General features: G+C 47.0%; 22 protein-coding genes. 7 read left to right on the top strand and 15 right to left on the bottom strand.

The annotated features are described in order from the left end of the window. Window positions 1-2: 2 nt before the first annotated feature. Entirely contained in the window at window positions 3-2,837 is a 2,835-nt protein-coding gene (locus DKW60_RS12435) for an ATP-binding protein (protein ID WP_109837975.1), read from the top strand. 142 nt (window positions 2,838-2,979) lie between these two features. Here the strand turns inward: DKW60_RS12435 and ccoG are convergent, their stop codons facing one another. From ccoG to ccoN, 6 genes are read right to left on the bottom strand one after another with little or no spacing between them, the layout of a single operon-like run. Next, window positions 2,980-4,365, bottom strand: a complete 1,386-nt coding sequence (gene ccoG / locus DKW60_RS12440) for a cytochrome c oxidase accessory protein CcoG (RefSeq protein WP_109837976.1) — start codon at window positions 4,363-4,365, stop codon at window positions 2,980-2,982. Continuing rightward, window positions 4,362-4,694 carry a hypothetical protein gene (locus DKW60_RS12445; protein WP_109837977.1) on the bottom strand — a complete coding sequence of 111 codons (333 nt, stop codon included), beginning with the start codon at window positions 4,692-4,694 and terminating at the stop codon, window positions 4,362-4,364. Before DKW60_RS12445 ends, ccoG begins: the two co-directional genes overlap by 4 nt. A 13-nt stretch (window positions 4,695-4,707) precedes the next feature. Next, complete coding sequence (gene ccoP, locus DKW60_RS12450) at window positions 4,708-5,586, bottom strand: cytochrome-c oxidase, cbb3-type subunit III (protein WP_109837978.1); 879 nt, start codon at window positions 5,584-5,586, stop codon at window positions 4,708-4,710. Next, the gene (locus tag DKW60_RS12455; protein WP_109837979.1) at window positions 5,579-5,743 is read right to left on the bottom strand and encodes a cbb3-type cytochrome oxidase subunit 3; all 165 of its coding nucleotides are present in this window, start codon (window positions 5,741-5,743) and stop codon (window positions 5,579-5,581) included. Before DKW60_RS12455 ends, ccoP begins: the two co-directional genes overlap by 8 nt. Further along, window positions 5,740-6,360: a cytochrome-c oxidase, cbb3-type subunit II gene (gene ccoO, locus DKW60_RS12460; protein ID WP_109837980.1), complete on the bottom strand. Its 621-nt coding sequence runs from the start codon at window positions 6,358-6,360 to the stop codon at window positions 5,740-5,742. The genes DKW60_RS12455 and ccoO overlap by 4 nt, the downstream gene beginning before the upstream one ends. Then, window positions 6,360-7,790, bottom strand: coding sequence for a cytochrome-c oxidase, cbb3-type subunit I (gene ccoN / locus DKW60_RS12465; RefSeq protein ID WP_109837981.1), 1,431 nt, complete (start codon window positions 7,788-7,790; stop codon window positions 6,360-6,362). Before ccoN ends, ccoO begins: the two co-directional genes overlap by 1 nt. Window positions 7,791-8,090: 300 nt before the next feature. Between ccoN and DKW60_RS12470 the strand changes: the two genes are divergently transcribed. Next, the gene (locus tag DKW60_RS12470) at window positions 8,091-8,810 is read left to right on the top strand and encodes a YebC/PmpR family DNA-binding transcriptional regulator (RefSeq protein WP_109837982.1); all 720 of its coding nucleotides are present in this window, start codon (window positions 8,091-8,093) and stop codon (window positions 8,808-8,810) included. Between the two features lie 94 nt (window positions 8,811-8,904). On the opposite strand, the gene DKW60_RS12475 is transcribed toward DKW60_RS12470, so the two are convergent. Next, window positions 8,905-9,252: a transcriptional regulator gene (locus DKW60_RS12475; RefSeq protein ID WP_109837983.1), complete on the bottom strand. Its 348-nt coding sequence runs from the start codon at window positions 9,250-9,252 to the stop codon at window positions 8,905-8,907. A gap of 184 nt (window positions 9,253-9,436) precedes the next feature. Between DKW60_RS12475 and msrA the strand changes: the two genes are divergently transcribed. Next, on the top strand, window positions 9,437-9,922 hold the full coding sequence (gene msrA / locus DKW60_RS12480) for a peptide-methionine (S)-S-oxide reductase MsrA (RefSeq protein WP_109837984.1): 486 nt from the start codon (window positions 9,437-9,439) through the stop codon (window positions 9,920-9,922). A gap of 236 nt (window positions 9,923-10,158) precedes the next feature. Continuing rightward, entirely contained in the window at window positions 10,159-10,809 is a 651-nt protein-coding gene (locus DKW60_RS12485) for an META domain-containing protein (protein ID WP_181389685.1), read from the top strand. 9 nt (window positions 10,810-10,818) lie between these two features. Here the strand turns inward: DKW60_RS12485 and pyrC are convergent, their stop codons facing one another. Next, a complete protein-coding gene (gene pyrC / locus DKW60_RS12490; protein WP_109837986.1) occupies window positions 10,819-11,865 on the bottom strand; it encodes a dihydroorotase in 1,047 nt (348 codons plus the stop codon). 199 nt (window positions 11,866-12,064) lie between these two features. On the opposite strand from pyrC, the gene DKW60_RS12495 reads away from it, so the two are divergent. Next, entirely contained in the window at window positions 12,065-13,450 is a 1,386-nt protein-coding gene (locus DKW60_RS12495) for a bifunctional enoyl-CoA hydratase/phosphate acetyltransferase (protein ID WP_109837987.1), read from the top strand. Window positions 13,451-13,546: 96 nt separating this feature from the next. On the opposite strand, the gene fabI is transcribed toward DKW60_RS12495, so the two are convergent. Further along, window positions 13,547-14,311 carry an enoyl-ACP reductase FabI gene (gene fabI / locus DKW60_RS12500; protein ID WP_109837988.1) on the bottom strand — a complete coding sequence of 255 codons (765 nt, stop codon included), beginning with the start codon at window positions 14,309-14,311 and terminating at the stop codon, window positions 13,547-13,549. Window positions 14,312-14,428: 117 nt separating this feature from the next. Further along, the gene (trhP, locus tag DKW60_RS12505) at window positions 14,429-15,772 is read right to left on the bottom strand and encodes a prephenate-dependent tRNA uridine(34) hydroxylase TrhP (protein WP_109837989.1); all 1,344 of its coding nucleotides are present in this window, start codon (window positions 15,770-15,772) and stop codon (window positions 14,429-14,431) included. Between the two features lie 160 nt (window positions 15,773-15,932). Between trhP and DKW60_RS12510 the strand changes: the two genes are divergently transcribed. Continuing rightward, on the top strand, window positions 15,933-16,589 hold the full coding sequence (locus DKW60_RS12510) for a Tll0287-like domain-containing protein (protein WP_109837990.1): 657 nt from the start codon (window positions 15,933-15,935) through the stop codon (window positions 16,587-16,589). A gap of 72 nt (window positions 16,590-16,661) precedes the next feature. On the opposite strand, the gene DKW60_RS12515 is transcribed toward DKW60_RS12510, so the two are convergent. The 5 genes from DKW60_RS12515 to DKW60_RS12535 are packed head-to-tail and all read right to left on the bottom strand — an operon-like array spanning window position 16,662 to window position 20,373. Then, the gene (locus DKW60_RS12515) at window positions 16,662-17,657 is read right to left on the bottom strand and encodes an SRPBCC family protein (protein WP_109837991.1); all 996 of its coding nucleotides are present in this window, start codon (window positions 17,655-17,657) and stop codon (window positions 16,662-16,664) included. A gap of 11 nt (window positions 17,658-17,668) precedes the next feature. Next, window positions 17,669-18,226 (bottom strand): hypothetical protein, encoded by a 558-nt coding sequence (locus tag DKW60_RS12520; protein ID WP_109837992.1) that lies wholly within the window; start codon window positions 18,224-18,226, stop codon window positions 17,669-17,671. Between the two features lie 6 nt (window positions 18,227-18,232). Further along, entirely contained in the window at window positions 18,233-18,766 is a 534-nt protein-coding gene (locus DKW60_RS12525; RefSeq protein WP_109837993.1) for an NUDIX hydrolase, read from the bottom strand. Window positions 18,767-18,775: 9 nt separating this feature from the next. After that, window positions 18,776-19,246, bottom strand: a complete 471-nt coding sequence (locus DKW60_RS12530) for a type II toxin-antitoxin system VapC family toxin (RefSeq protein ID WP_109837994.1) — start codon at window positions 19,244-19,246, stop codon at window positions 18,776-18,778. Next, window positions 19,243-20,373, bottom strand: a complete 1,131-nt coding sequence (locus DKW60_RS12535; RefSeq protein WP_109837995.1) for an AAA family ATPase — start codon at window positions 20,371-20,373, stop codon at window positions 19,243-19,245. The genes DKW60_RS12530 and DKW60_RS12535 overlap by 4 nt, the downstream gene beginning before the upstream one ends. A 119-nt stretch (window positions 20,374-20,492) precedes the next feature. Here DKW60_RS12535 and DKW60_RS12540 point away from each other — a divergent pair, with 119 nt between their 5' ends. Beyond that, complete coding sequence (locus DKW60_RS12540) at window positions 20,493-21,746, top strand: valine--pyruvate transaminase (RefSeq protein WP_109837996.1); 1,254 nt, start codon at window positions 20,493-20,495, stop codon at window positions 21,744-21,746. Window positions 21,747-21,769 lie beyond the last annotated feature (23 nt).

A 21,769-nucleotide genomic window follows, 5' to 3' on the forward strand; every position in this document is an offset into this window, starting at 1 on the left:
GAATGAGTTTAAAACCATGGCGTGAAATTGCCCGCCCTCACAAAGATGTTTTAGAAGGCACTTTTAAGCAATCTGAATTTGCGGCTGATATTTCGCAAGTTGCTTCAGGGACGGCAACCGAAGAATATCAAGATGCCGAAAAGTTCTTCTCCCGTACCTTTATTACTGAAGGCATGCGCTTACTGTTAATGTCGGTTGCACAGCGCTTAGCGGGCCAAGGTGGTGACCCGGTCATCCAGCTGCAAACCGCATTTGGTGGTGGTAAAACCCATACCATGTTGGCGGTTTTGCATTTGGCCTCTCGCCAAGTCAGTACCGATAAACTGGAAGGCATTCCACCTCTATTGGATGAAGCAGGCATCCATGACTTGCCCAGTGCAAAAGTGGCAGTCATTGATGGCATTAAGCTGTCACCTAGCCAGCCACAACAACACGGCTCAGGTAAGGAAAAGGTTGCAGCGAACACACTGTGGGGTGAATTAGCTTGGCAACTTCTCGGTGACGAAGGTTATGCCATGGTTGCCCAGAGCGATGCCGATGGCACATCACCGGGCAAAGAGGTCGTGCGGCAGCTGGTTGAGAAGGCGGCGCCTTGTGTCATTCTCATTGACGAGCTCGTGGCCTTTATTCGCCAGTTAGAAGTCGGCAAACAATTTAAAGCAGGTACCTTCGATAGTAATATCTCATTTATTCAGGCGCTCACCGAAGCCATGAAAGCGGTCCCCAACGCGATTCTATTGGCCTCGTTACCGGAGTCTGAATTAGAAGTGGGTGGCACCATGGGCCAACGTGCTCTGGAATCGCTGGAAAAATACTTTGCGCGTGTTGAATCGGTTTGGAAGCCTGTTGCCAGTACTGAAGCCTTTGAAATTGTACGCCGCCGTTTGTTTGAATCGGCTGGTGAACGTGCTGAAGTGGAAGGCATTAGTCGGCAGTTCTCTGATTTCTATCGCACTAATAGTGATAAGTTTCCGTTGGAAACTCAGTCGAATGTGTATTTTGAAAGACTTTGCCAGTCTTACCCCATTCACCCAGAAGTGTTTGACCGCTTGTATGAAGACTGGTCGACCCTGGATAAATTCCAGCGCACGCGTGGCGTGTTGCAGTACATGGCCATTGTAATTCACCGCCTTTGGAATTCAGATAACAAAGACGCGTTGATTATGCCGGGTTCCATTGCCTTGGATGACAGCAATGTGCGTAACAAGAGCATTCACTACTTACCCCAAGGCTGGGAGCCGGTTCTGGAAAAAGAAGTGGATGGCCCACGCTCAGAGCCCGCTAATATTGATGGCCATGACACCCGATTTGGCAGTGTACAGGCTGCCCGCCGCGCGATGCGCACCATCTTTTTAGGCAGTGCCCCCTCAAATGCGGAACAAGGTGTTAAAGGCTTAAATCAAGAACATATTTTATTAGGCTGTGCTCAACCTGGTCAGACCCTTGGTGTATTTGAAGATGTGCTGAAGCGTTTACGAGATCGTCTTCATTATTTGTATTCAGAGCAAGATCGCTACTATCTGGATACGCGGCCAAATCTGCGGCGTGAAATGGAAAGCCGAAAGCATAATATTAATGAGTTCCAAGAGCTTCACCCGTTATTAAAAGAGCGTGTAGGAAATGTATTTGGGCGCAATCACTCCTTTGGCGGGGTTCATGTTTTCACGCCATCGGTAGATGTACCTGATGACTATGGCTCGGGCCCACGCTTAGTAGTGCTACCACCAAACGCTGCATACAGCCGAGGTGATGCCAGACAAGCTTATGAGGCTGCTGAAGGGATACTGCGCAACCGAGGTGACCAGCCACGACAAAAGCAAAACCGGTTGATTTTCTTTGCTCCGGAATATGATGTGGTTAGCCGTTTAAAAGATGCAGGTAGGACCTATCTTGCTTGGAAGAGTATCGTGTCTGATGTGGCTGATGGGAAGTTGGATCTAACTGTATCACTGTCCAAGCAGGCTAAGCGCAATATGGATACCGCCGAACAAAGCTTGCATCAAATAGTGCGCGAAACTTACAAGTGGATTATTTGTCCAGTTGAAGATTTTGTGCGAGGCAAGCCGAAGCTGACTTGGGAAGCAGTTTCAGTTTCACCTACTGCGCAAAACCTCGTGACTGAAATTGAAAACACGCTGCGTGAAGAAGAGTGGTTGATTTATGAGTGGAGCCCTATTCATCTGCGTAACACACTTCAGCAGTGGTATTTAAAAGATGATGTCACTGAAGTAGGTGCATTAAAAGTCTGGCAAGACAGTTGCCATTATTTGTACCTACCTCGCCTTGTGAATGACCAGGTTTTCCAAAATGCGATTACTTCGGGCTTAGATAGTGAAGACTACTTTGGTTTTGCTTCGGGTAAAGATGATGATCGTTATTTAGGTTTTGTTTTCGGTCGTGGTTCCATGTCGATTTTGGATGATTCTTCATTGTTGATCGAGCGTGAAGCAGCCGCTGCTTACCGAGAGCGAACAAAGCCAGCGCCCCCACCAGCCCCAGTTGGTGGTGGAACTTCACCGTCCCCAGGCGGTGTTAATGACCCTGGACCTGAAATTGGCCCGACTCCTGGAGGTGGTGGAGGGACTATTCCCACACCGGCAAAAAATAAGAAGCAATTTTACGGCAGTATTGAACTCGACCCTGTTAAAGCAAAAATGGATTTTGCGAATATTGTTGACGAAGTGTTGGAACAGTTTACTTCTAAACTGGGTGTTGAGGTTTCAATTTCTGTTGAGATTCAGGCTAAGTCAAACGAGGGCTTCGACGAGGCGGTAATACGTACTATTTCGGAAAATTGTAATGTTCTTAAATTCAGTCATTCAGAGTTTGAAGAGTAATGCCGTAGCTACCTAGTAGTATCTTTCATGCACATTATTCGGGCTGGGCTCTCTAAAAAAGAAGAAACAGCCCTCAATCAAAAAAGCAACTTCATACCCCCCTCTGACAAAGGATAAATATCAAGGTCAGAGGGGGAGAAACTTACTTCCCCGGCCCAAAGAACCGCGTCTCCTCAACAATTGTATCGCGTGAATCCCCTTCCAGTTCACTCAGTTTCAAGTGCACCGTCTGACTCATCGCGACTAACTTATCCTTAGGCACCGTTACCTGCGCAGTGACATTCGCGATCTCACCCGCCGCAATCACACGGTCATTCAGCACCTTAATCTTGGCATCTGGCAAGCCTTCTACTACCAGCTGATAACGCTGATCAAGATTACCTTTATTCATGACTTTCAAGGTGTAAGTATTTTCAACCAGATTACCGGACACCACTTTATACAGAGCGTTGCGGTCACGAATAATATCCATCTGCACAGTACTACGCATAAACAGTGCGATCAGGAAGCCTATTGCCAACACACCTAACAACCCTGCATAGATCAATATACGAGGTCGCAGGAAGTTGGTTTTACGCCCTTCCGTATTGGATTCTGTGGTGTACTGCACCAGATTTCGCGGCTTACCCACGCTATCCATGACTTCATTGCACACATCAATACAGGCTGCACAGGCAATGCACTCGTATTGTAAGCCGTTACGAATGTCGATACCGGTTGGGCACACTTGCACACAGAGTCCACAGTCAATACAGTCTCCGGCTTTATTCTCGTTTTCGTTACGCTTTTTGCCTTTCATGCGCGGCTCACCACGCTTTTCGTCGTAGGCAATAATCAGTGTGTCTTTATCAAACATGGCACTCTGAAAACGCGCATAAGGACACATGTACTGACACACTTGCTCACGCAGGAATCCGGCATTACCGTAAGTCGCGAAGCTGTAAAACAGCACCCAGAAGACTTGCCAGGCAGAGGCTTCAAAGGTCCAAAGCTCTACTGCCAGTTCCTTAATTGGCGAGAAGTAACCCACGAAGGTAAAGCCAGTCCATAGAGCGAACGTTACCCACAGGAATTGCTTGAGAACACGTTTGCGGATTTTCTCCGGCGTCCACGGTGATTTTGTCAGCTTGATCTGCTTAGCCCGCGAGCCTTCGACCAAACGCTCCATCCAGATGAAGGCGTCCGTCCAGACAGTTTGCGGACAGGCATAACCACACCACAAGCGTCCGGCAAGCGCGGTAAAGAAGAACAGCGACAGGCCTGCCATGATCAACAGCAGGGTCAAAAAGAAGAAATCCTGAGGCCACATAGTGAGGCCAAAGATATGGAATTTACGGGCAGGAAGATCAAACAAGATGGCTTGCCGTCCGTTCCAGGTGATCCACGGCGTGATGTAGTAAATACCTAACAACAGCAATAAGGTGATATTCCGCAGGTTCTGGAAGTAACCCTTGGTCTCACGCGGATACACTTTTTCATGCGATTTGTAGAATTTAATCGGCTGGGGAGAAGGATTAGCATTGCTCATGATGCGTCCTCCTCACTCTCCAACTGACTATTGCGTGCTTCGCGCTCACGCAACAGTGCAGCCGAGCGCTCTGGCAGGTGGATTAACCACGCGACCATTGCACCGGTTGCACTGGTAAGTCCCCAAAACAGGAAGAACCCAATGCTGTAACTTGTTGTGCGACTCCAATCCAGCGGATACGTGGCACTTTCCACTATTACCAACGGATCGAAAGTTGCAAAAAACAGTGCGGTGGCGACCGCAGCGGCAACAAATGACACCCAGACCACAACTCCTATTCGGCGATATAGCTCATGGTGAGGATGCTTACTTTCAGACAAGGGGCTCATTCTATTCTCCCAATTACTTGGACAGGGACATTACATAGGCGGTTAACAAACGAGTCTCTGCTTTAGTCAGCAGGTTCTCGTGTGCGGGCATCTGACCCTGACGACCTTCACGGATTACATCCTGAATGTCTGCCAGCTCAGAGCCATGTAACCAGATATCATCGGTCAGATTCGGTGCACCCAAGGCGTGCATACCTTTTGCATCTGGTCCGTGACAGGCGATACAAGTAGCAAATAAGGCTTCACCTTTCTTTGCTTCCTCGGCATCCGCTTCTGCTTCACGGCCACTTAATGTCAGCACGTAATTTGAAACCTGAACGATTTGTACATCACTCAAGCCCAACTTAGGCATCACACCCGCGCGACCTTTTACAATGGAGTGCTCGATTTGCTCTGGAGAGTTACCATATAACCAATCGTTATCGGTCAGGTTCGGGAAGCCTTTAGCACCCTGAGCCGCAGAACCGTGACAGCTTGCGCAGTTGTTTGAGAACAAACGACTTGCAGTTCCCATCGCCTTTTCATTTTTTGCCAGATCAGTCAGTTCCAGATCCGCAAACTTTTCAAAAGCAACCTTTTGGCGATCAATCATATCCTCACGGGCTTCTTCAAACTGCGACATTTGCGTCCACTTCAAAGCACCTTTGTAGTTACCTAGGCCCGGATACCAGTACAGGTAAATGATCGCCATACCAATGGTAATCACGAACAACCACAACCACCATTTAGGCAAAGGATTATTATACTCCTGGAGTGTTTCATCCCAGACATGACCGGTGGTTGATTCTTCGTCTTTACCGTTCGACTGGCTGGTGGCAAACAACAACCACGCAACACCGACAATATTTCCCACCACTAAAATGATGACATACCAACTCCAACCGTCAGTCATGGCTAGTCTCCTTCTTTTCTGGTGCATTTTCATTCAGGGGCATCTGCGCCATCTCATCAAATGCTGCTTTGTTACGTTTGCTGTAAGCCCAGAACACGATTCCGAGGAATACAACGATCAAAATACCGGTCATTACACCGCTGAAGGTTCCGCTCATTTCTGATCCCTCCCGTTATTGGCAACACCCAGGAATTGCAGATATGCAATCAAGGCATCCATCTCTGTCACGCCCTTCACTTTCTCAGCAGCACCATCAATCTGCTCCTGTGTGTAAGGATGTCCCAACATAGTGAGCACATTCATTTTGGTGGTGATCAGATCACCATCCAGCTCGCGCTCAGCTAACCATGGGAAACCAGGCATGTTTGACTCTGGTACCAAGTCGCGTGGATTCATCAGGTGTAAGCGATGCCATTCATCCGTATAACGACCACCCACACGGGCTAAGTCAGGGCCGGTACGCTTAGATCCCCACTGGAAAGGACGGTCATACACCGACTCACCCGCCACCGATGCAGGGCCATAACGCAAGCTCTCAGACACAAATGGACGAACCATTTGTGAGTGACAGTTGTAGCAACCTTCTTTGACGTAAATATCACGACCAGCCAGTTCCACTGCAGGATAAGGCACTACCCCTTCAGCCGGCTCTGTGGTTTGTGCCTGATACATTAGCGGCACAATTTCCGCCATTCCCGCGACGCTGATGACCAGTGCAATCAACACACCCATCACGCCAACATTGCGTTCTATAAAATCATGTTTAATCATCATTAAGCTCCTTGTGCCGCAACTGCAGGTGTTTTAATTGTGACCACTGCAGGTTCTACATCTTTGATTGTTTTCATCACGTTCCAAGCCATCAGGAACATACCGCCTAAGAACATCAGGCCGCCTAAGAAACGAACCACGTAGTACGGATAAGTCGCTTTAATACTTTCGATGAAGGTGTAAGTCAGCGTGCCGTCATCGTTCACCGCGCGCCACATCAGACCTTGCATAACACCCGCAATCCACATCGCAGCGATGTATAGCAGCACACCAATTGTGGCCAGCCAGAAGTGCGTGTTAATCATGGAAGTACTATACATTTCAGTCTTGCCGTATAGCTTTGGAATCAAGGCATACAGTGAACCGATAACGATAAATGCAACCCAACCCAATGCACCGGAATGTACGTGGCCGATTGTCCAGTCAGTGTAGTGAGATAATGCGTTAACAGTTTTGATAGACATCATCGGACCTTCGAAGGTAGACATACCGTAGAAAGACAATGACACGATCATGAACTTCAGAATTGGATCGGACCGTAACTTATGCCAGGCCCCGGACAGGGTCATGATTCCGTTGATCATGCCACCCCATGATGGCGCTAACAAAATCAGCGAGAACACCATTCCTAACGACTGTGCCCAATCTGGTAAAGCTGTGTAGTGAAGGTGGTGCGGGCCAGCCCACATGTAAATTGAAATGAGTGCCCAGAAGTGAACGACTGATAAACGGTAAGAGTAAACCGGACGATTCGCCTGCTTAGGAATGAAGTAGTACATCATGCCGAGGAAGGCCGCTGTCAGGAAGAAACCTACTGCGTTATGGCCGTACCACCACTGGCTCATAGCATCGACCGCACCTGAGAATACAGGGTAAGACTCTGTCAAACTCACCGGTACGGCCAGATTGTTTACGATATGCAGCACCGCAATGGTGATGATATAAGCCGCAAAGAACCAGTTCGCCACATAGATATGTGAAACCTTGCGCTTTACGATAGTACCGAAGAAGACGATACCGTATGCCACCCACACGACAGTAATCAATATGTCGATTGGCCAAATTAACTCAGCGTATTCTTTAGACTGAGTAAATCCCAACGGCAGCGTAACTGCAGCCAGAACGATCACCAGTGTCCATCCCCAAAAGGTGAATGCAGCCAATTTGGGCGCAAACAGGGGAACCTGACAGGTACGCTGTACCACGTAATAGGAGGTAGCAAACAACGCACTTCCCCCAAACGCAAAAATAACCGCGTTGGTGTGAAGCGGTCTTAATCGGCTGAACGTCAGAAATGAGACATCGAAATTCAGGGCGGGCCACGCTAACTGCGCGGCGATTATGACGCCAACTAACATCCCGACTATTCCCCATAACACGGTAATAATCGAGAATTGGCGCACTACTTTGTCATTGTAGGCTTGTTCACTCATGCATCGCTCCTTTCGCAAGCACCATAGATAAGATGTTTTGCGAATTATCAATGACAGTTGATTTTGAGGCTTTGACGTAGGTCAAGTGACAGAGTGTTAATGATTTGTGGGTTAAAACTTCAGACGGCGGGATTTCTGGAAGTTATTGCGCTTGAAAACACTACGCAAAGTAACTTCCTGAAATCCCTGAATGAGGTGGAAGCACCAATTCCCTTTTGCGAAATATAGCTAATGGTTCCATCCGATAGTGCGACGCGTTAGAATTCGTACTTTGAACAGTTTCAACGGAGCAATTGCGAGATGGGAAGAGCGTATCAAAACCGCAAAGAGTCCATGGCTAAAACATCAGACATGAAAGCCAAGGTCTATAGTAAGTACGGACGTGAGATTTACGTTTGTGCCAAAGCCGGCGGTGTTGACCCTGAAGGCAACCTTGCACTGCGTAGCTTGATTGATCGTGCCAAGAAGGATCAGGTTCCTTCTCACGTTATTGAGAAAGGTATCGAGAAAGCCAAAGGTGGTGGTGGTGAGGATTACTCCCCTGCTCGCTATGAAGGATATGGCCCCGGTAAGTGTATGGCGATTGTTGAATGCCTGACGGATAATCCGAATCGTACGTTTGGAGATGTTCGTGTCTGCTTTACTAAGACTAATAGTAAGATTGGAACTCAGGGTTCAGTTGCTCATATGTTCGATCACCTTGCCATTTTCATGTTTGCCGGTGATGACGAAGAAGCAATTCTGGATGCGCTGATGGAAGCGGATGTGGATGTGACTGATATTGAGAATGAAGACGGCAAGATCACTGTTTTTGCACCGAATGATGAATACGGTAAAGCGCGTGCTGCAATCGTCGCTGCTGTCCCGGATGTTGATTTTGATGTGGATGAGATTCAGTTTATTCCACAGAACACAACGCCAATTACCGATGAAGAAGATTTGGCGATGTTTGAGAAGTTTTTAGATATGCTGAATGATCTGGATGATGTTCAGAATGTTTATCATAATGCGGAAGTTTGAGCGCAAGGCTTAACCGCAAAGCTTAGAATATTGACGGGCAGGCTTGGAAATTCCATCTGCCCGTTGCTTAGATTTCTACACGAAACTCGATTTTTTACCCGCCCAAGTTTGACTCGATGATTTTATTAACGCCGTGACCAGGATTGGCCGCTTTGGTAATTTTCACCAAGTCGTATCTGGAGAGAATTTTTAGATCATTATTCAGGCTTGCAGGGCTTCTATGCATCGCAACCATTAGATCTGAAAAAATCACCTTTTCTTGTTTCCGTAAGTACTTCACCAAATTGGTTCTTTCTGGCTTAAGTATGAGCATAAGGTCTTTAGGGTCAACCCAAATTGTTTTCTTAGGGGTTACTCTCTTACCTTGATCTATTTCTTTAGCGGTTTCTTTAGCAGAAGCAAAGAAGTCCGACAGTCCACCTGACTTAATTTCTATACTCATTGTATGTACTCCTCAATTGCCGCTTCGAAGCGTTCTAAAATATCTTCATAACTACTGTTTTGCAATCATGCCTGTCACTGAGAGCTCTCATCATTTATACCCCTAATATTCTTAGTGTCTGACGTCGAATCCAAACAAAGACGTATATACTGTCAGGTAAAGAATCACACAAAGGAATATCAAAATGATCAAGAAAGCATATTTGGCTGGTGGCTGTTTTTGGGGCTTAGAAGATCTATTTCGCCAACAACAAGGCGTGATCAACACCGAAGTTGGCTATACCGGCGGAAGCGTTCCCAATCCAACTTACCGCAACCACGAAGGCCATGCCGAGGCAATGTTGATTGAGTATGATGATGCGGTCATCAGCTATCGTCAGCTACTGGAATATTTCTTCCGTGTTCACAACCCGACAACACTAAACCGTCAAGGTAATGACATTGGCTCATCGTATCGCTCTGCTATTTTCTACCAAAATGAAGAGGAAAAAGCAGAGGCAGAGGACTTTATTAAGTTTGTCGATGAGTCTGGAAAATGGCCAAATCCGGTTGTTACCACACTAGAACCACTGGATGTTTTTTATGATGCAGAAGATTATCATCAGGATTATTTGGTGAAAAATCCGGGTGGTTACACCTGCCATGTCGAATACTTTAAGTCGTATGACTAAACCGACACAATGAAGGTGATTAGATAGCATTTAAGGCTATTTGCAACCTAATGACCGAAACTAAATCGTGAGAGAATCGTCAACTATATAGACAATCAAAACGGGGACAAACAATGAAAATGATAAATCTCGGAAAAGCCAGCATCTACCTAATTTGCACCAGCCTTCTCACGGCCTGCGGCGCCAGCAATATAAGCTCCAGCCCAAATACAAATAAGCCAGAGACTCCAAGGCCAATGACTGTAAATACTGAAAAATTACTCAACACCATGATTTGGCAACTCGCTAGCATTAGAAATAGTGCTGGAATCACCTCGACTATGCTCAACTCCGGTGATGCTGCTAGCCGTTACCAAATCACCATAAACAATGATCGCATCTTCATTACTGGCGGTTGTAATAATATGAGTGGGAGCTTCTCACGTGGTGCGGATAATAGCTTATCAGTCGGCCCGATGATGGGCACTAAACGAGCCTGCACGGGCACTTTGATGCAATCAGATGCTGAAGTCAGTGATTATTTGAGCCGCGTTACAAGTTACTCCATCAACAATCAAACACTAACGCTGAAAACAGAGAATGGACAGCAGTTGAATTTTTCAGGTTCACCAACGGATGAGGCGAAGTACGGTTCAAAAGGTGTGCGCAAGTTTATCGAGCTGAATAGCACAGCCAAAGGCATTGAATGGCGTGAAGTCAAATACGACAGTCGCTGGATTCGCATAAAAGACGATGCGCCTTGGCAGTCAAATTTTCCGGGGATTCAGGGTTTTACCCCGAAGATGAATATGCACTATATCGTGCGACTGCATGAATACATTGCCCCGAAGACTAAGAAAGCCGTCTGGGTCAAAGACATGGTGACTACCAGCGGGATTTTGCGCTAGTTAATGCAATTAAACCACGCGCCATAGTAGCGGGAATTTAGGGTCAAATATCGTCATTTGGCCGCCTGCTACAGCTAATTTCTCAGAAATATCTAAGGCCTCAGACTGCTTTTCCAGCGTCATGGACGACTCGTTTAAAGGCTTACCATAAAAAGCTGGGCCATTGAGTGAGGTAAATTTTTCAAGGTTTTCCAGCTTGCCTGCATTTTCAAACACATGTGCGAGCACCGACATGGTCACGGATACATTGAAAATTCCGGCACAACCACATGCGCTCTCTTTTGCGCCATCCAAGTGCGGTGCTGAGTCAGTGCCTAAGAAAAAGCGTGGGTCACCAGACGTTGCTGCTTCAACCAAAGCCTGACGGTGTGTTTCGCGCTTAGCTACGGGCAAACAGTAATAATGCGGCTGAATACCCCCTACTAACATAGCGTTACGGTTAATCGTCAGGTGATGTGGGGTAATCGTCGCGGCAACATGACTGTCGCAGGACTTCACAAACTCCACCCCATCCGCGGTGGTGATGTGCTCCATCACGATTTTCAGTTCCGGAAACTGCTTGCGCACGCCCTTTAATGTTCGTTCGATAAACACTGCTTCACGATCAAAGATATCAATCTCGGCATCAACCACTTCGCCGTGGACCAACAGCGGCATGCCAATTTCCTGCATCGCTTCCAGTACCGGATAGACCGCTTCGATGTTCTTAACGCCTGCATCGGAATTCGTTGTCGCACCGGCTGGATAAAGCTTTAATGCCGTAACATCACCACTCGCAAAACCAGCCTTCACATCCGCCGGATCAGTTTGTTCAGTCAGATATAAAGTCATCAGTGGCTGAAAGCTGCTACCTTCAGGCAACGCTTGTTGAATACTCTCACGATAAGCAATAGCTTGCTCAGTGCGCACTACTGGTGGTACTAAATTAGGCATAATAATAGCACGACCAAAGTGCGCTGATGTGTATGGTGCAACCGCTTCCAACATCTCGCCATCCCGTAAATGTAAGTGCCAATCGTCTGGTGTGCGCAGTGTGATTTGCGTGGAAGTGCTCATACATTTACCTTTTGAATTTGCAAGATTTTAAAGCGGCTTAGCATAGCACCTTGATTTGCCATCGCAAGTCACTGACGTGAAAAGTCTCAAGTAAACTATTTGTCCCTGCAGCGGGACAAAAGCTAAACCATCACAACAGCATTCTCGATTACAATCAGAGTCATACTTGAAACAACTAACGTGACAGCAGGCTTAGTACATGCAATATATTGAAAATAAAACCTTCGACGAAATTGTTGTCGGGGACAGTGCTTCTCTTAGCCGTACGCTCAACAAGCAGGATATCGAATTATTTGCTTTAGCCTCCGGTGATGTTAATCCGGCACATATTGATCCGGACTATGCCAAAACCAGTATGTTCCACGTAGTCATCGCGCATGGCATGTGGGGCGGCGCTCTTGTTTCCGCTGTTCTTGGCACACAATTACCGGGGCCTGGCACTATTTACCTGAATCAATCCCTGAGTTTTCGCGGGCCGGTTAAGCTGGGAGATACGGTGACTGTCAGTGTGACTGTGACGGAAAAGACCCCGGAGAAAAAACGTTTATTACTGGATTGCTTATGCGTCAATCAGGCGGGTAAAACCGTCACCAAGGGGGTTGCTGAGGTCATTGCTCCGACTGAAAAAGTCAGACGCCCACGCACTCTACTACCGGATGTGGTCTTTGAAGGACGAGGGGCGCGATTTAAAGAAATGTTAGAGCGCACCCGAGGTATGCAGGCCATTCGTACCGCCGTGGTTCACCCTTGCGATGAAGCATCATTAACTGGCGCGATGGATGCGTATGCTGAAGATTTAATTGTGCCAGTTTTAGTCGGACCTAAAGGCAAAATTGAAACTGCTGCGAGAGCTGCCGGAATCTCGCTAGATGGAGTCGAGATTGTCGATGTACCACATAGTCACGCTGCTGCCGAAACAGCTGTAGAACTCGTCAGCCAAGAAAAAGCGGATGCACTCATGAAAGGAGCACTGCATACGGATGAACTGATGAGCGCAGTCCTGAATAAGCAAGCAGGCCTGCGAACGGAGCGTCGCCTTAGCCACATCTACGTAATGGATGCACCACATTACTCCAAGCCACTCTTAATCACCGATGCAGCCATCAATATACGACCGGATCTGGCCTGCAAACGGGATATCGTGCAAAACGCAATTGATTTGGCTATCGCACTGCAAATCAACACACCCAAGGTTGCCCTACTTAGCGCAGTGGAAACAATCAACGCCAGTATTCCCAGCACCTTAGACGCTGCCGCGCTGTGTAAAATGGCTGACCGCGGACAAATTAGCGGAGCTGTGTTGGATGGCCCGCTGGCATTTGATAATGCTATTTCCACAGAAGCAGCCGATATCAAAGGCATCGTGTCACCCGTTGCTGGTGATGCTGATATTTTGCTGGCACCGGATCTGGAAGCTGGCAATATGATGGCTAAGCAATTGATGTATTTGGCAGGTGCGGATGCTGCAGGCTTAGTACTGGGCGCACGAGTGCCGATTATTCTCACCAGTCGTGCAGATGATGCCTTAACCCGACTAGCATCCGCGACACTGGCCCAGCTGTATGTGAATCAACAGCGGCAGTAAACACTGCCTACGCCCAACTTCACATTAAGCTGAAGTCAAACAAAAAACAGCAGACATCACGACATCACGACATCACGACATCACGACATCACGACATCACGACATCACATGATAGCCTGCATCGACGTAAGCAATATTGCCAGTGACACTCTTCATCTGATCACTGGCAAGCCCCACCGCCATATTGCCCACATCCTCAATCGTCACTAAACGACGTTGCGGCGCGCGATTTCTGGCTTCATCAATCAACTCATCAAAATGATTAATCCCCGAAGCAGCCCGCGTACTCAATGGCCCCGGCGATAACGCATTAACCCGAATATCCTTGTGCCCAAGTTCAGCGGCCAGGTATCGGGTTGTACCTTCCAGCGCAGATTTTACTGGTCCCATAAGGTTGTAGTGATCAACCACTTTCTCGGCACCGTAATAACTGACAGTTAACAAAGCACCGCCCTGCTTCATTAAAGGCTCTGCACGACGCGCCATTTCAATAAAGGAATACACCGAGACATTCATCGCCTGCAAAAAACCGGCCCTCGAGCAATCGGTAATACGACCATGTAAATCGTCTCTTGGCGCAAAAGCTATCGAGTGCAACACAAAATCCAGCTTGCCCCAATCAGCTTCAATTTTCTGAAATACCGCGTCTAGCTCACCCTCTTTTTCCACGTCACACGGCATAATGATCGGTGAATCCAGCCCTTCACCCAGTGGCCTGACGTAAGGTTCTGCCTTCTCATTCACATAAGTAATCGCAATCTCTGCACCGGCATCATGAAACGCTTTCGCACAGCCATAAGCAATGGAGTGCCGGTTCGCAATGCCAACGACTAAACCTTTCTTTCCTTCTAGCAAATTCATTATCGTTCTCCGGAGATATCTCTGACTTAGCGATTATATTGCACCGCACAAAGAATCATCGTCAAGTTGCTCAGCTGATCATCGGGGTGAAATTATTTTGCGGACATATCCCATAATCTAAACGATATGCCGCATCAGCAACGCGTAGCCGCCATCCTCTGCAAGCTTAAGCTCAGGAAGATTATCCACAGGAATACGCACGATATGACCCGAGCCGGGAGCGACATCTATCGACTGCCCTTTTTCCGTTTCAAGCTGTTGGATATCAAAGCTAATATTACCAGCAGGTGTGATTAGCTCTACGGCATCATTGACCCCAAAACGGTTTTTAACATCTAATGTCAGCAAACCATTCTGTTTGTCAAAATGAGTGGCCTCTGCGACAAATTGCTGATTCGGGTTATCCGATGCGCCTTTTTCATAGTTTTGATATTCACTCGGCACATGACGTCGATAAAAGCCCTCGGTATAACCACGGTTTGCCAGATGCTCCAGCTCACTCATTAGGCTCATATCAAAAGTCTCACCCGCCACAGCGGCATCAATCGCGCGCCGGTATACTTGAGCAGTGCGTGCGGCGTAGTAATGAGACTTAGTGCGACCCTCTATTTTCAGTGAGTGAATACCCATTTTAACCAAACGCTCCACATGCTGGACGGCACGTAAGTCTTTGGAATTCATAATGTAAGTGCCATGCTCATCTTCATACGCAGGCATAAACTCATCCGGACGGTTTTTCTCCTGAAGTAAGACCGGCTGCACTTCATCGTGCGGTGACCAGATTTCGGGATTGCTCATGCGGCTGGTATCTACCGCCACCAGATCACCGGTTTCATTCTCTCTGGCTTCATGGCTGTTATATTCCCAGCGGCAGGAATTAGTGCAGGCACCTTGGTTAGGATCGCGATGACTCATGTATCCGGACAACAAACAACGACCGGAATATGCAATACAAAGCGCACCATGCACAAACACTTCCAACTCAACTTCAGGCGCTTGTTGACGAATCTCTTCGATCTCATCAATGGATAATTCACGCGACAAAATCACGCGCTCTATGCCCTGCTTTGCCCAGAATTTCACCGCAGCGTAATTCACGGCATTAGCCTGTACAGATAAATGAATCGGCTGATCCGGCCACGTCTCCCGCACCATCATAATAAGTCCGGGGTCAGACATGATCAGCGCATCAGGCTGCATGGCGATAACTGGCTCCAAGTCTTTGAGATAGGTATGCACCTTGCTGTTATGCGGTGCGATATTACTGGCAAGGTAGAATTTTTTATCCTGCGCATGCGCTTCGGAAATGGCAGCCTGCAAATTTTCAAGATGCTTAAATTCATTATTGCGTACCCGCAAACTGTAGCGGGGCTGCCCGGCGTAAACGGCATCCGCGCCATAAGCGAAAGCATAGCGCATGCTCTTAAGTGTACCGGCCGGGGAAAGTAATTCTGTACTCATAGTGTGATTTTACGTATAGGTCAACGCGCGAGACTTTAAACGACTAGTCGCGGAGCGACTTTGACACGAATCAATAATGTTCAAAATTGATAAAACACAATGTATGGAAGCCTGAGCCCGATTATTATAGTGAGAGATAAGACACTTAAGGGAATAAGCGATGAAACAGTTACTATTAATCAGCCTCTCAGCACTACTGGTATCATGCGGGGGCGGCGATAAACAAGCTACTGATACTGCCTCACCGGCAAAGGTCGCAGACGGTACACAGCAAGAAGTTAAGCAATCGTGGCAATCTGAGCACGACAAAGCAGCGCTAATTGAACAAGCGAAGTTAGCCGTACAAGCACTGGGCGGCACGCTAAAAGGTGAGCTGCAATCAGCCATGAAATCCGGTGGACCAGTGAATGCAATGGATGTGTGTAACACGAAAGCACCTGAAATTGCCAAATCTGTCTCTGCCGATAAAAACATGGCGGTATCACGCGTGAGTCTGCAAAACCGTAACCCAGTCATGGGCAAAGCAAACGACTGGCAAGATACCGTTCTGAATGAATTTGAAACGCGTAAAGCCAGTGGTGAGAAACCGGATACCTTGGCTTATGCCAATATCGTTAAGACATCAGATGGTCATGAGGAATTTCGTTTTATGAAAGCGATTCCAACGGGTAGTTTATGCCTTACTTGCCATGGTAGCGAATTGAAGCCGGAAGTCTCTGCCAAGCTAAACGAGCTTTATCCGGATGATAAAGCCACTGGCTTTAAAGAGGGTGATTTGCGCGGAGCATTTGTGGTGGTTAAGCAATTAGCTGAGTGAGTCATGAAATTTGGAGCAGGCGACAGATGCGCTCTGCTCCATTAATTTAAGATAACAGGAAGGCCATCAAACCTACTTCAACGGCAAATCAATCGAAGTCACCAAATCCAATCCGGACGACTCTGCCGGATCTGTCGTATAACGCTCCACCATCGGCTTACCCATCTGAATCTTGTGTTTGTACATACGCGCATGGCTAAATGCACTATGCCAAGCCAACTCAAGATGCTCGTAATCGCCTTTCAACGTCGTTCGCATATATTTCTGCGCCAGTAGCGAACCAGTAATCAGACCATCAACTTCTTTTGGATTATTGACGGGTACCGCAATATCACAAATGACCTTTTTATTTTTCATATCAAATTCATGATACAGCGTGAATGGCTGTGCGCTGATCTCCATACCATGCTCCACTGCCGCAGCCGCCACTTTCGGGAAACCCTCTTCCATCGCAGCCTTCATATCATCAATAGGCCCGACATAATGACTGGCAATATAATCTTCTGCCTGCCCCTCAACGGTACCTGGAAATTCAATTTCAAAGGCATCTTCCGTATCGCCACTTACCGCGGCCAATCGGGCAAGACCAATCTCATAGTCCTTGCCTACCCACTGGTCCATCATCTTGCTCATCCAGCGGAACAGGAATGGCATTTTCCCGCGCATGCCCCACGTCACTTCGGTCGTATCACCAATGGCGTTAAAGCGCCAATACACATCACTCTTAGACTTCATTGGCTTATAGAATTTCAGCGCCTGCTCAATAGATTCATTCTCAACCATGGAAGTAATTGTCATCTTGCCAGAGCCGATAAATTTTCCATCCCAGGAATACCAGCCACTGGCCGCGTTGGTCGGCTCACCGTACTCCAAGCTTGTATCAGGCTCGTGCATAATCCACGGATTCCATTGGCTCCACTGCTTTAGCTCAGCCACATTGGCATAGACCACCTCAGGCTTCACTTTGATCACACGACGACGTACCACTTCATAATTAGCTGGCTGCATCGATAGCCAAATGACTGCACCAATAACAATAATAGCGATAATACTTAAAAAAATGCCCATGTATTTCTCTCCTATCGATTCTTCAGACGCACCTTGATGACATCCATTAACACGTCAAAGTCAAAGCGTCTTGCTTGCTGTATTTGTCCTAAATAGCGCTCGAAATCCGCTTCAAACACGTCAATATTCTCAACCGCTTTTGTTTTCTCTTGTTCATCCAAATGAGCGTGATCACTGCGTAACTTTGCAACAAAAGAAGCGTACGCCGGCAGACTGGTATTATAAAAAGAACGCACCTTATCCGCCCGCTTCTCATCACCAATAGTAATCGTGAAAATCTTCTGCATCGCCGTATTTAACGGCGCTAATGATGACTGCCAATCCTCTGGTAGCAACTGCGTATCACTTTCAACTTGCTCTGACCGCTTAAACGCTTTTTGAATATAGTCAGGTTGTGACTTCAGTTGTTCACGCTGCTTCCAACGTTGTTGCTGCTCATTAGCGATTTCTGTGCCTTTATCCCACGCATCACCGATGCTTTTGCGAACTTTGCGGTACGCCAGATAGCCAGCTCCCAGCAAAATCAGCAAACCAATGATCACCATTAATATCAACGTTAAACGCAACATAGCTTTTTACCAACGCTCAATATCTAAATTATAGACCGGAAAAACCCCTTTTTTACGATCTTCAAAATAACGCTCCAGAGTCATCTTTACCGCCCTGAATGCGATTTGATCCCAAGGGATTTCATCTTCACGAAATAGCTCGACTTCCAGACTCTCGATACCCGCTGAATACTCATCATCCACCAGATCACCCAGCATCAGCACATGCACCTGATCCACACCAGGCACGCTAATCACCGTATACAACTGAAGGTTTTCCACCTTCGCCAACGCTTCTTCCTCAGTTTCGCGGGCAGCTGCTTCAGTAAGCGTTTCATCATTCTCCATAAAACCGGCAGGTAGCGTCCAATAGCCGTAGCGCGGTTCGATTGCTCGTTTGCACAGCAATACCCGGTCACCACTCACTGGCAGACTTCCCGCGACAACTCTAGGGTTTTGATAGTGTATTGTCTCGCAGCTATCACACACGTATCGGAGTCGGTTATCACCCTCTGGTATTTTCTGGCTGACACGTTCGCCGCATTCACTGCAAAAATTCATTTAGAATCCTTATTTTTCATTGTGATTAATTGACTCGATAAATCGGTCATGAAGTGATTTTAACTTGCTGATATCGCTATCATCTGATGCCAGTTCCAAAGCATTACACTCGGCACTTGCAAGATGAAATACATCAAACTTACGCTTTTCGATATTTCGGTTCTCACCACTCTGAGTTACTTCATTGCGATCAAAGCGGAATAAGTTTGCCGCTAATTCCGATACATCCCGCCCAATATCAAACTCTTCAAAACCACCAAGTGCACGCTTCATTTGCTCAAAACGCTCGTCTTCCTGCAAGCTAATTCCACGCAATACCTCGTATCGAATCAATGGAGTAATTGCCAAGGCAACATATGGGTCAGATAATAATGTCGTCAACTGCTCTTTGGCTTTTGCACGCTGCTCTTCAGAAGTAGAGCCAGTATCATCGAAAGCACCTATTAGCAAATTAGTATCGAGTAATACGCCACGTGTCATTGTGCTTTACTACCTTGCTGATTTAATAGAGATAATAACTGCTCCTTAGCATGCTTCTGCTGTTCTGCAGACATCCTCTCTCTTTTCATTTTGTTCAAATCGATATCAAAGGCGTCTCTGAGTACATCCACTAGTGCCGACTTATTCGGAGACTCAAGAATCTTCGTTCTTACGACACCATCTGCTTCACGATCCAAACGGTAGGCTTCGCCCTCATTAAGCTGCGACAACACAACAGATGAGTGCGTTGTGATATAAAAAGTCGTATTTGGGAATAAGTTTTTCAATAGTGGGATAATTTTGGCTTGCCATGAAAGGTGTAAATGACTCTCTATTTCATCAATCAGTACAACACCCTTAACCTTGTCCAAATTGACTTCATTTGTGAAGTAACCATAGCCAGAAATAATTGCCTGAATCATTTTTAGGATAGATGCAAAACCGGTACTTAGATGAGACAGCTCTCTCAACTGCCCATCAATTTTCAAGCTAACACGCCCATCACCGCCAATCTCCATTACACCTGGGTCAATTCTTCGATCCAGTTTATTTAGCAAGCTTAAGACCGTTTTTATTTCGATATCTCGATTATCTTTTTGCTTTTGGTATGGATTGGAAGACTGAGCCAATGTAACGAACCAACTCTCAATACTTATATCCATATTCATACTTGAAAAGCTACTACCCATAGACTCAATTGTTCTTTTTAAGTAAGCAAGTTTCCTTTGTTCGAAATCACCAAGCGAAGCCGCTCCTATGGACTCATGTTGAATAAAACCTCTGTTCTGTGAAGCTAAAAGTACAGTGGGAGACTTATGCACACCAAATGCTCCTCCTCCCCAATACGTGCCTAGTATCTCCGCATCCACAGGGGACATCTCCGGCAAAAGCCCCACAACCGACCTAAAAGACCAACCTTGTTTATTAAAAACTATTTTTTTTTGCCCAAGTAGTTTCTGAACCTCACAATTAGTGAAAAATAACGCTTGAAACAATGACTCTAACGTCTTTGTTTTACCAACCCCATTCTCACCAATTAAGGTATAAACCTGTTGACCCTCCTGTAGATCAAGCTCAACAGCACCAACACCTTTCACACCTTCAAATTTTATTTTTGGGCCCAGCATAAGCAGTCCTAAATGATCTTATTTCATAGCAATGACTATATCACAAGCCTAGCCCACAGCTTCTCAAATATGAGAACATGCACACTGAAAACTCGCAGAACCACACTCACAGGCATGACATGAAACTATCCGCATTTGGTGAAAAATTCGCAGCAGAGTCCGGCATCGTTGGCCTAATGGACGACCTAAGCTCCGCACTCAATGAAAACCCTGACATGCTTTTCCTTGGTGGCGGTAACCCGGGCCGTATTCCCGCGATGGCAGATATTTTTCAACAGCGCATGGCTGAGATCAGCAATGACCCTCAGGAACTGCACAGCATGCTGGGGATATATCAGTCCACCAAAGGCGAAAAAGGCTTTCGCGAGGCCGTTGCGGGCTTACTGTCAAAGCAATTTGGTTGGAAACTGTCTGAAAAAAACATCGCCATTTCCAATGGTAGTCAGGCAGCGTTCTTTATTCTGTTCAATATGCTCGGTGGACCAACCAAAGACGGTGGGCACCAATCGATTCACCTGCCAATGGCGCCGGAATACATTGGTTACAGCGACGTCGGTTTAAACGAAGGCTTGTTCACGGCCACCAAGCCTGACATCGAACACCTCGAAGATCATCTGTTTAAGTATCGCGTTGATTTTTCAGAACTAGATCTTACTAACGCCGGTGCAATGTGCGTCTCCCGCCCGACTAACCCGACAGGTAATGTGCTAACGGATAACGAAATCAGCCATCTCGACGAATTAGCAAAAGCCCAAGGCATTCCACTGATTTTAGATGGCGCATACGGTTTGCCCTTCCCCGGTATCATTTTTAATGACGTCAATCCGCACTGGAATGACAACACCATTTTGGTACTCAGCCTGTCCAAACTTGGCTTACCGGGTGTACGTACCGGCATCATTGTCGCCAATGAAGATGTCATTCAGGCTTACAGTAACGCCTCCACTATTGCCAACCTGGCCAGTTGTAACCTTGGCCCTAGTCTCTCCAAAGAGTGGTTTCGCAGTGGTGAGATTCTTACCATGAGTCAGCAACACATCAAACCGTTTTACCGTGACCGCTCAGAGTTGGCAGTGGGTTTGTTCAAAAGTGCACTTGGTGAGCTGCCTTATCACATTCATAAACCAGAGGGTGCGATCTTCTTGTGGCTGTGGTTTGAGGGACTGCCAATCACTAGTCAGGAACTCTATGAGCGACTCAAAGCCAGAGGCGTACTGGTTATTCCCGGTCAAAACTTCTTCCCCGGCATTGAGGCGGGCTGGCGACATACTCAGGAATGTATCCGTGTATCATACGCACAGGAAGAATCCGTTGTGCGCGACGGTATCGCCATCATCGCAGAAGAAGTCGCCGCAGCGTATGAGCAACAATAATCCACTACCTACAAGGGCCGGGC

It is taken from the genome of Leucothrix pacifica (assembly GCF_003172875.1).
Lineage (GTDB): Bacteria > Pseudomonadota > Gammaproteobacteria > Thiotrichales > Thiotrichaceae > Leucothrix > Leucothrix pacifica.

Bases quoted from the DNA above. Each gene is read 5' to 3' on its own strand.
- DKW60_RS12435 (WP_109837975.1), top strand. From the start codon at position 3: ATGAGTTTAAAACCATGGCGTGAAATTGCCCGCCCTCACAAAGATGTT.
- ccoG (WP_109837976.1), bottom strand. From the start codon at position 4,365: ATGAGCAATGCTAATCCTTCTCCCCAGCCGATTAAATTCTACAAATCG.
- DKW60_RS12445 (WP_109837977.1), bottom strand. From the start codon at position 4,694: ATGAGCCCCTTGTCTGAAAGTAAGCATCCTCACCATGAGCTATATCGC.
- ccoP (WP_109837978.1), bottom strand. From the start codon at position 5,586: ATGACTGACGGTTGGAGTTGGTATGTCATCATTTTAGTGGTGGGAAAT.
- DKW60_RS12455 (WP_109837979.1), bottom strand. From the start codon at position 5,743: ATGAGCGGAACCTTCAGCGGTGTAATGACCGGTATTTTGATCGTTGTA.
- ccoO (WP_109837980.1), bottom strand. From the start codon at position 6,360: ATGATGATTAAACATGATTTTATAGAACGCAATGTTGGCGTGATGGGT.
- ccoN (WP_109837981.1), bottom strand. From the start codon at position 7,790: ATGAGTGAACAAGCCTACAATGACAAAGTAGTGCGCCAATTCTCGATT.
- DKW60_RS12470 (WP_109837982.1), top strand. From the start codon at position 8,091: ATGGGAAGAGCGTATCAAAACCGCAAAGAGTCCATGGCTAAAACATCA.
- DKW60_RS12475 (WP_109837983.1), bottom strand. From the start codon at position 9,252: ATGAGTATAGAAATTAAGTCAGGTGGACTGTCGGACTTCTTTGCTTCT.
- msrA (WP_109837984.1), top strand. From the start codon at position 9,437: ATGATCAAGAAAGCATATTTGGCTGGTGGCTGTTTTTGGGGCTTAGAA.
- DKW60_RS12485 (WP_181389685.1), top strand. From the start codon at position 10,159: ATGACTGTAAATACTGAAAAATTACTCAACACCATGATTTGGCAACTC.
- pyrC (WP_109837986.1), bottom strand. From the start codon at position 11,865: ATGAGCACTTCCACGCAAATCACACTGCGCACACCAGACGATTGGCAC.
- DKW60_RS12495 (WP_109837987.1), top strand. From the start codon at position 12,065: ATGCAATATATTGAAAATAAAACCTTCGACGAAATTGTTGTCGGGGAC.
- fabI (WP_109837988.1), bottom strand. From the start codon at position 14,311: ATGAATTTGCTAGAAGGAAAGAAAGGTTTAGTCGTTGGCATTGCGAAC.
- trhP (WP_109837989.1), bottom strand. From the start codon at position 15,772: ATGAGTACAGAATTACTTTCCCCGGCCGGTACACTTAAGAGCATGCGC.
- DKW60_RS12510 (WP_109837990.1), top strand. From the start codon at position 15,933: ATGAAACAGTTACTATTAATCAGCCTCTCAGCACTACTGGTATCATGC.
- DKW60_RS12515 (WP_109837991.1), bottom strand. From the start codon at position 17,657: ATGGGCATTTTTTTAAGTATTATCGCTATTATTGTTATTGGTGCAGTC.
- DKW60_RS12520 (WP_109837992.1), bottom strand. From the start codon at position 18,226: ATGTTGCGTTTAACGTTGATATTAATGGTGATCATTGGTTTGCTGATT.
- DKW60_RS12525 (WP_109837993.1), bottom strand. From the start codon at position 18,766: ATGAATTTTTGCAGTGAATGCGGCGAACGTGTCAGCCAGAAAATACCA.
- DKW60_RS12530 (WP_109837994.1), bottom strand. From the start codon at position 19,246: ATGACACGTGGCGTATTACTCGATACTAATTTGCTAATAGGTGCTTTC.
- DKW60_RS12535 (WP_109837995.1), bottom strand. From the start codon at position 20,373: ATGCTGGGCCCAAAAATAAAATTTGAAGGTGTGAAAGGTGTTGGTGCT.
- DKW60_RS12540 (WP_109837996.1), top strand. From the start codon at position 20,493: ATGAAACTATCCGCATTTGGTGAAAAATTCGCAGCAGAGTCCGGCATC.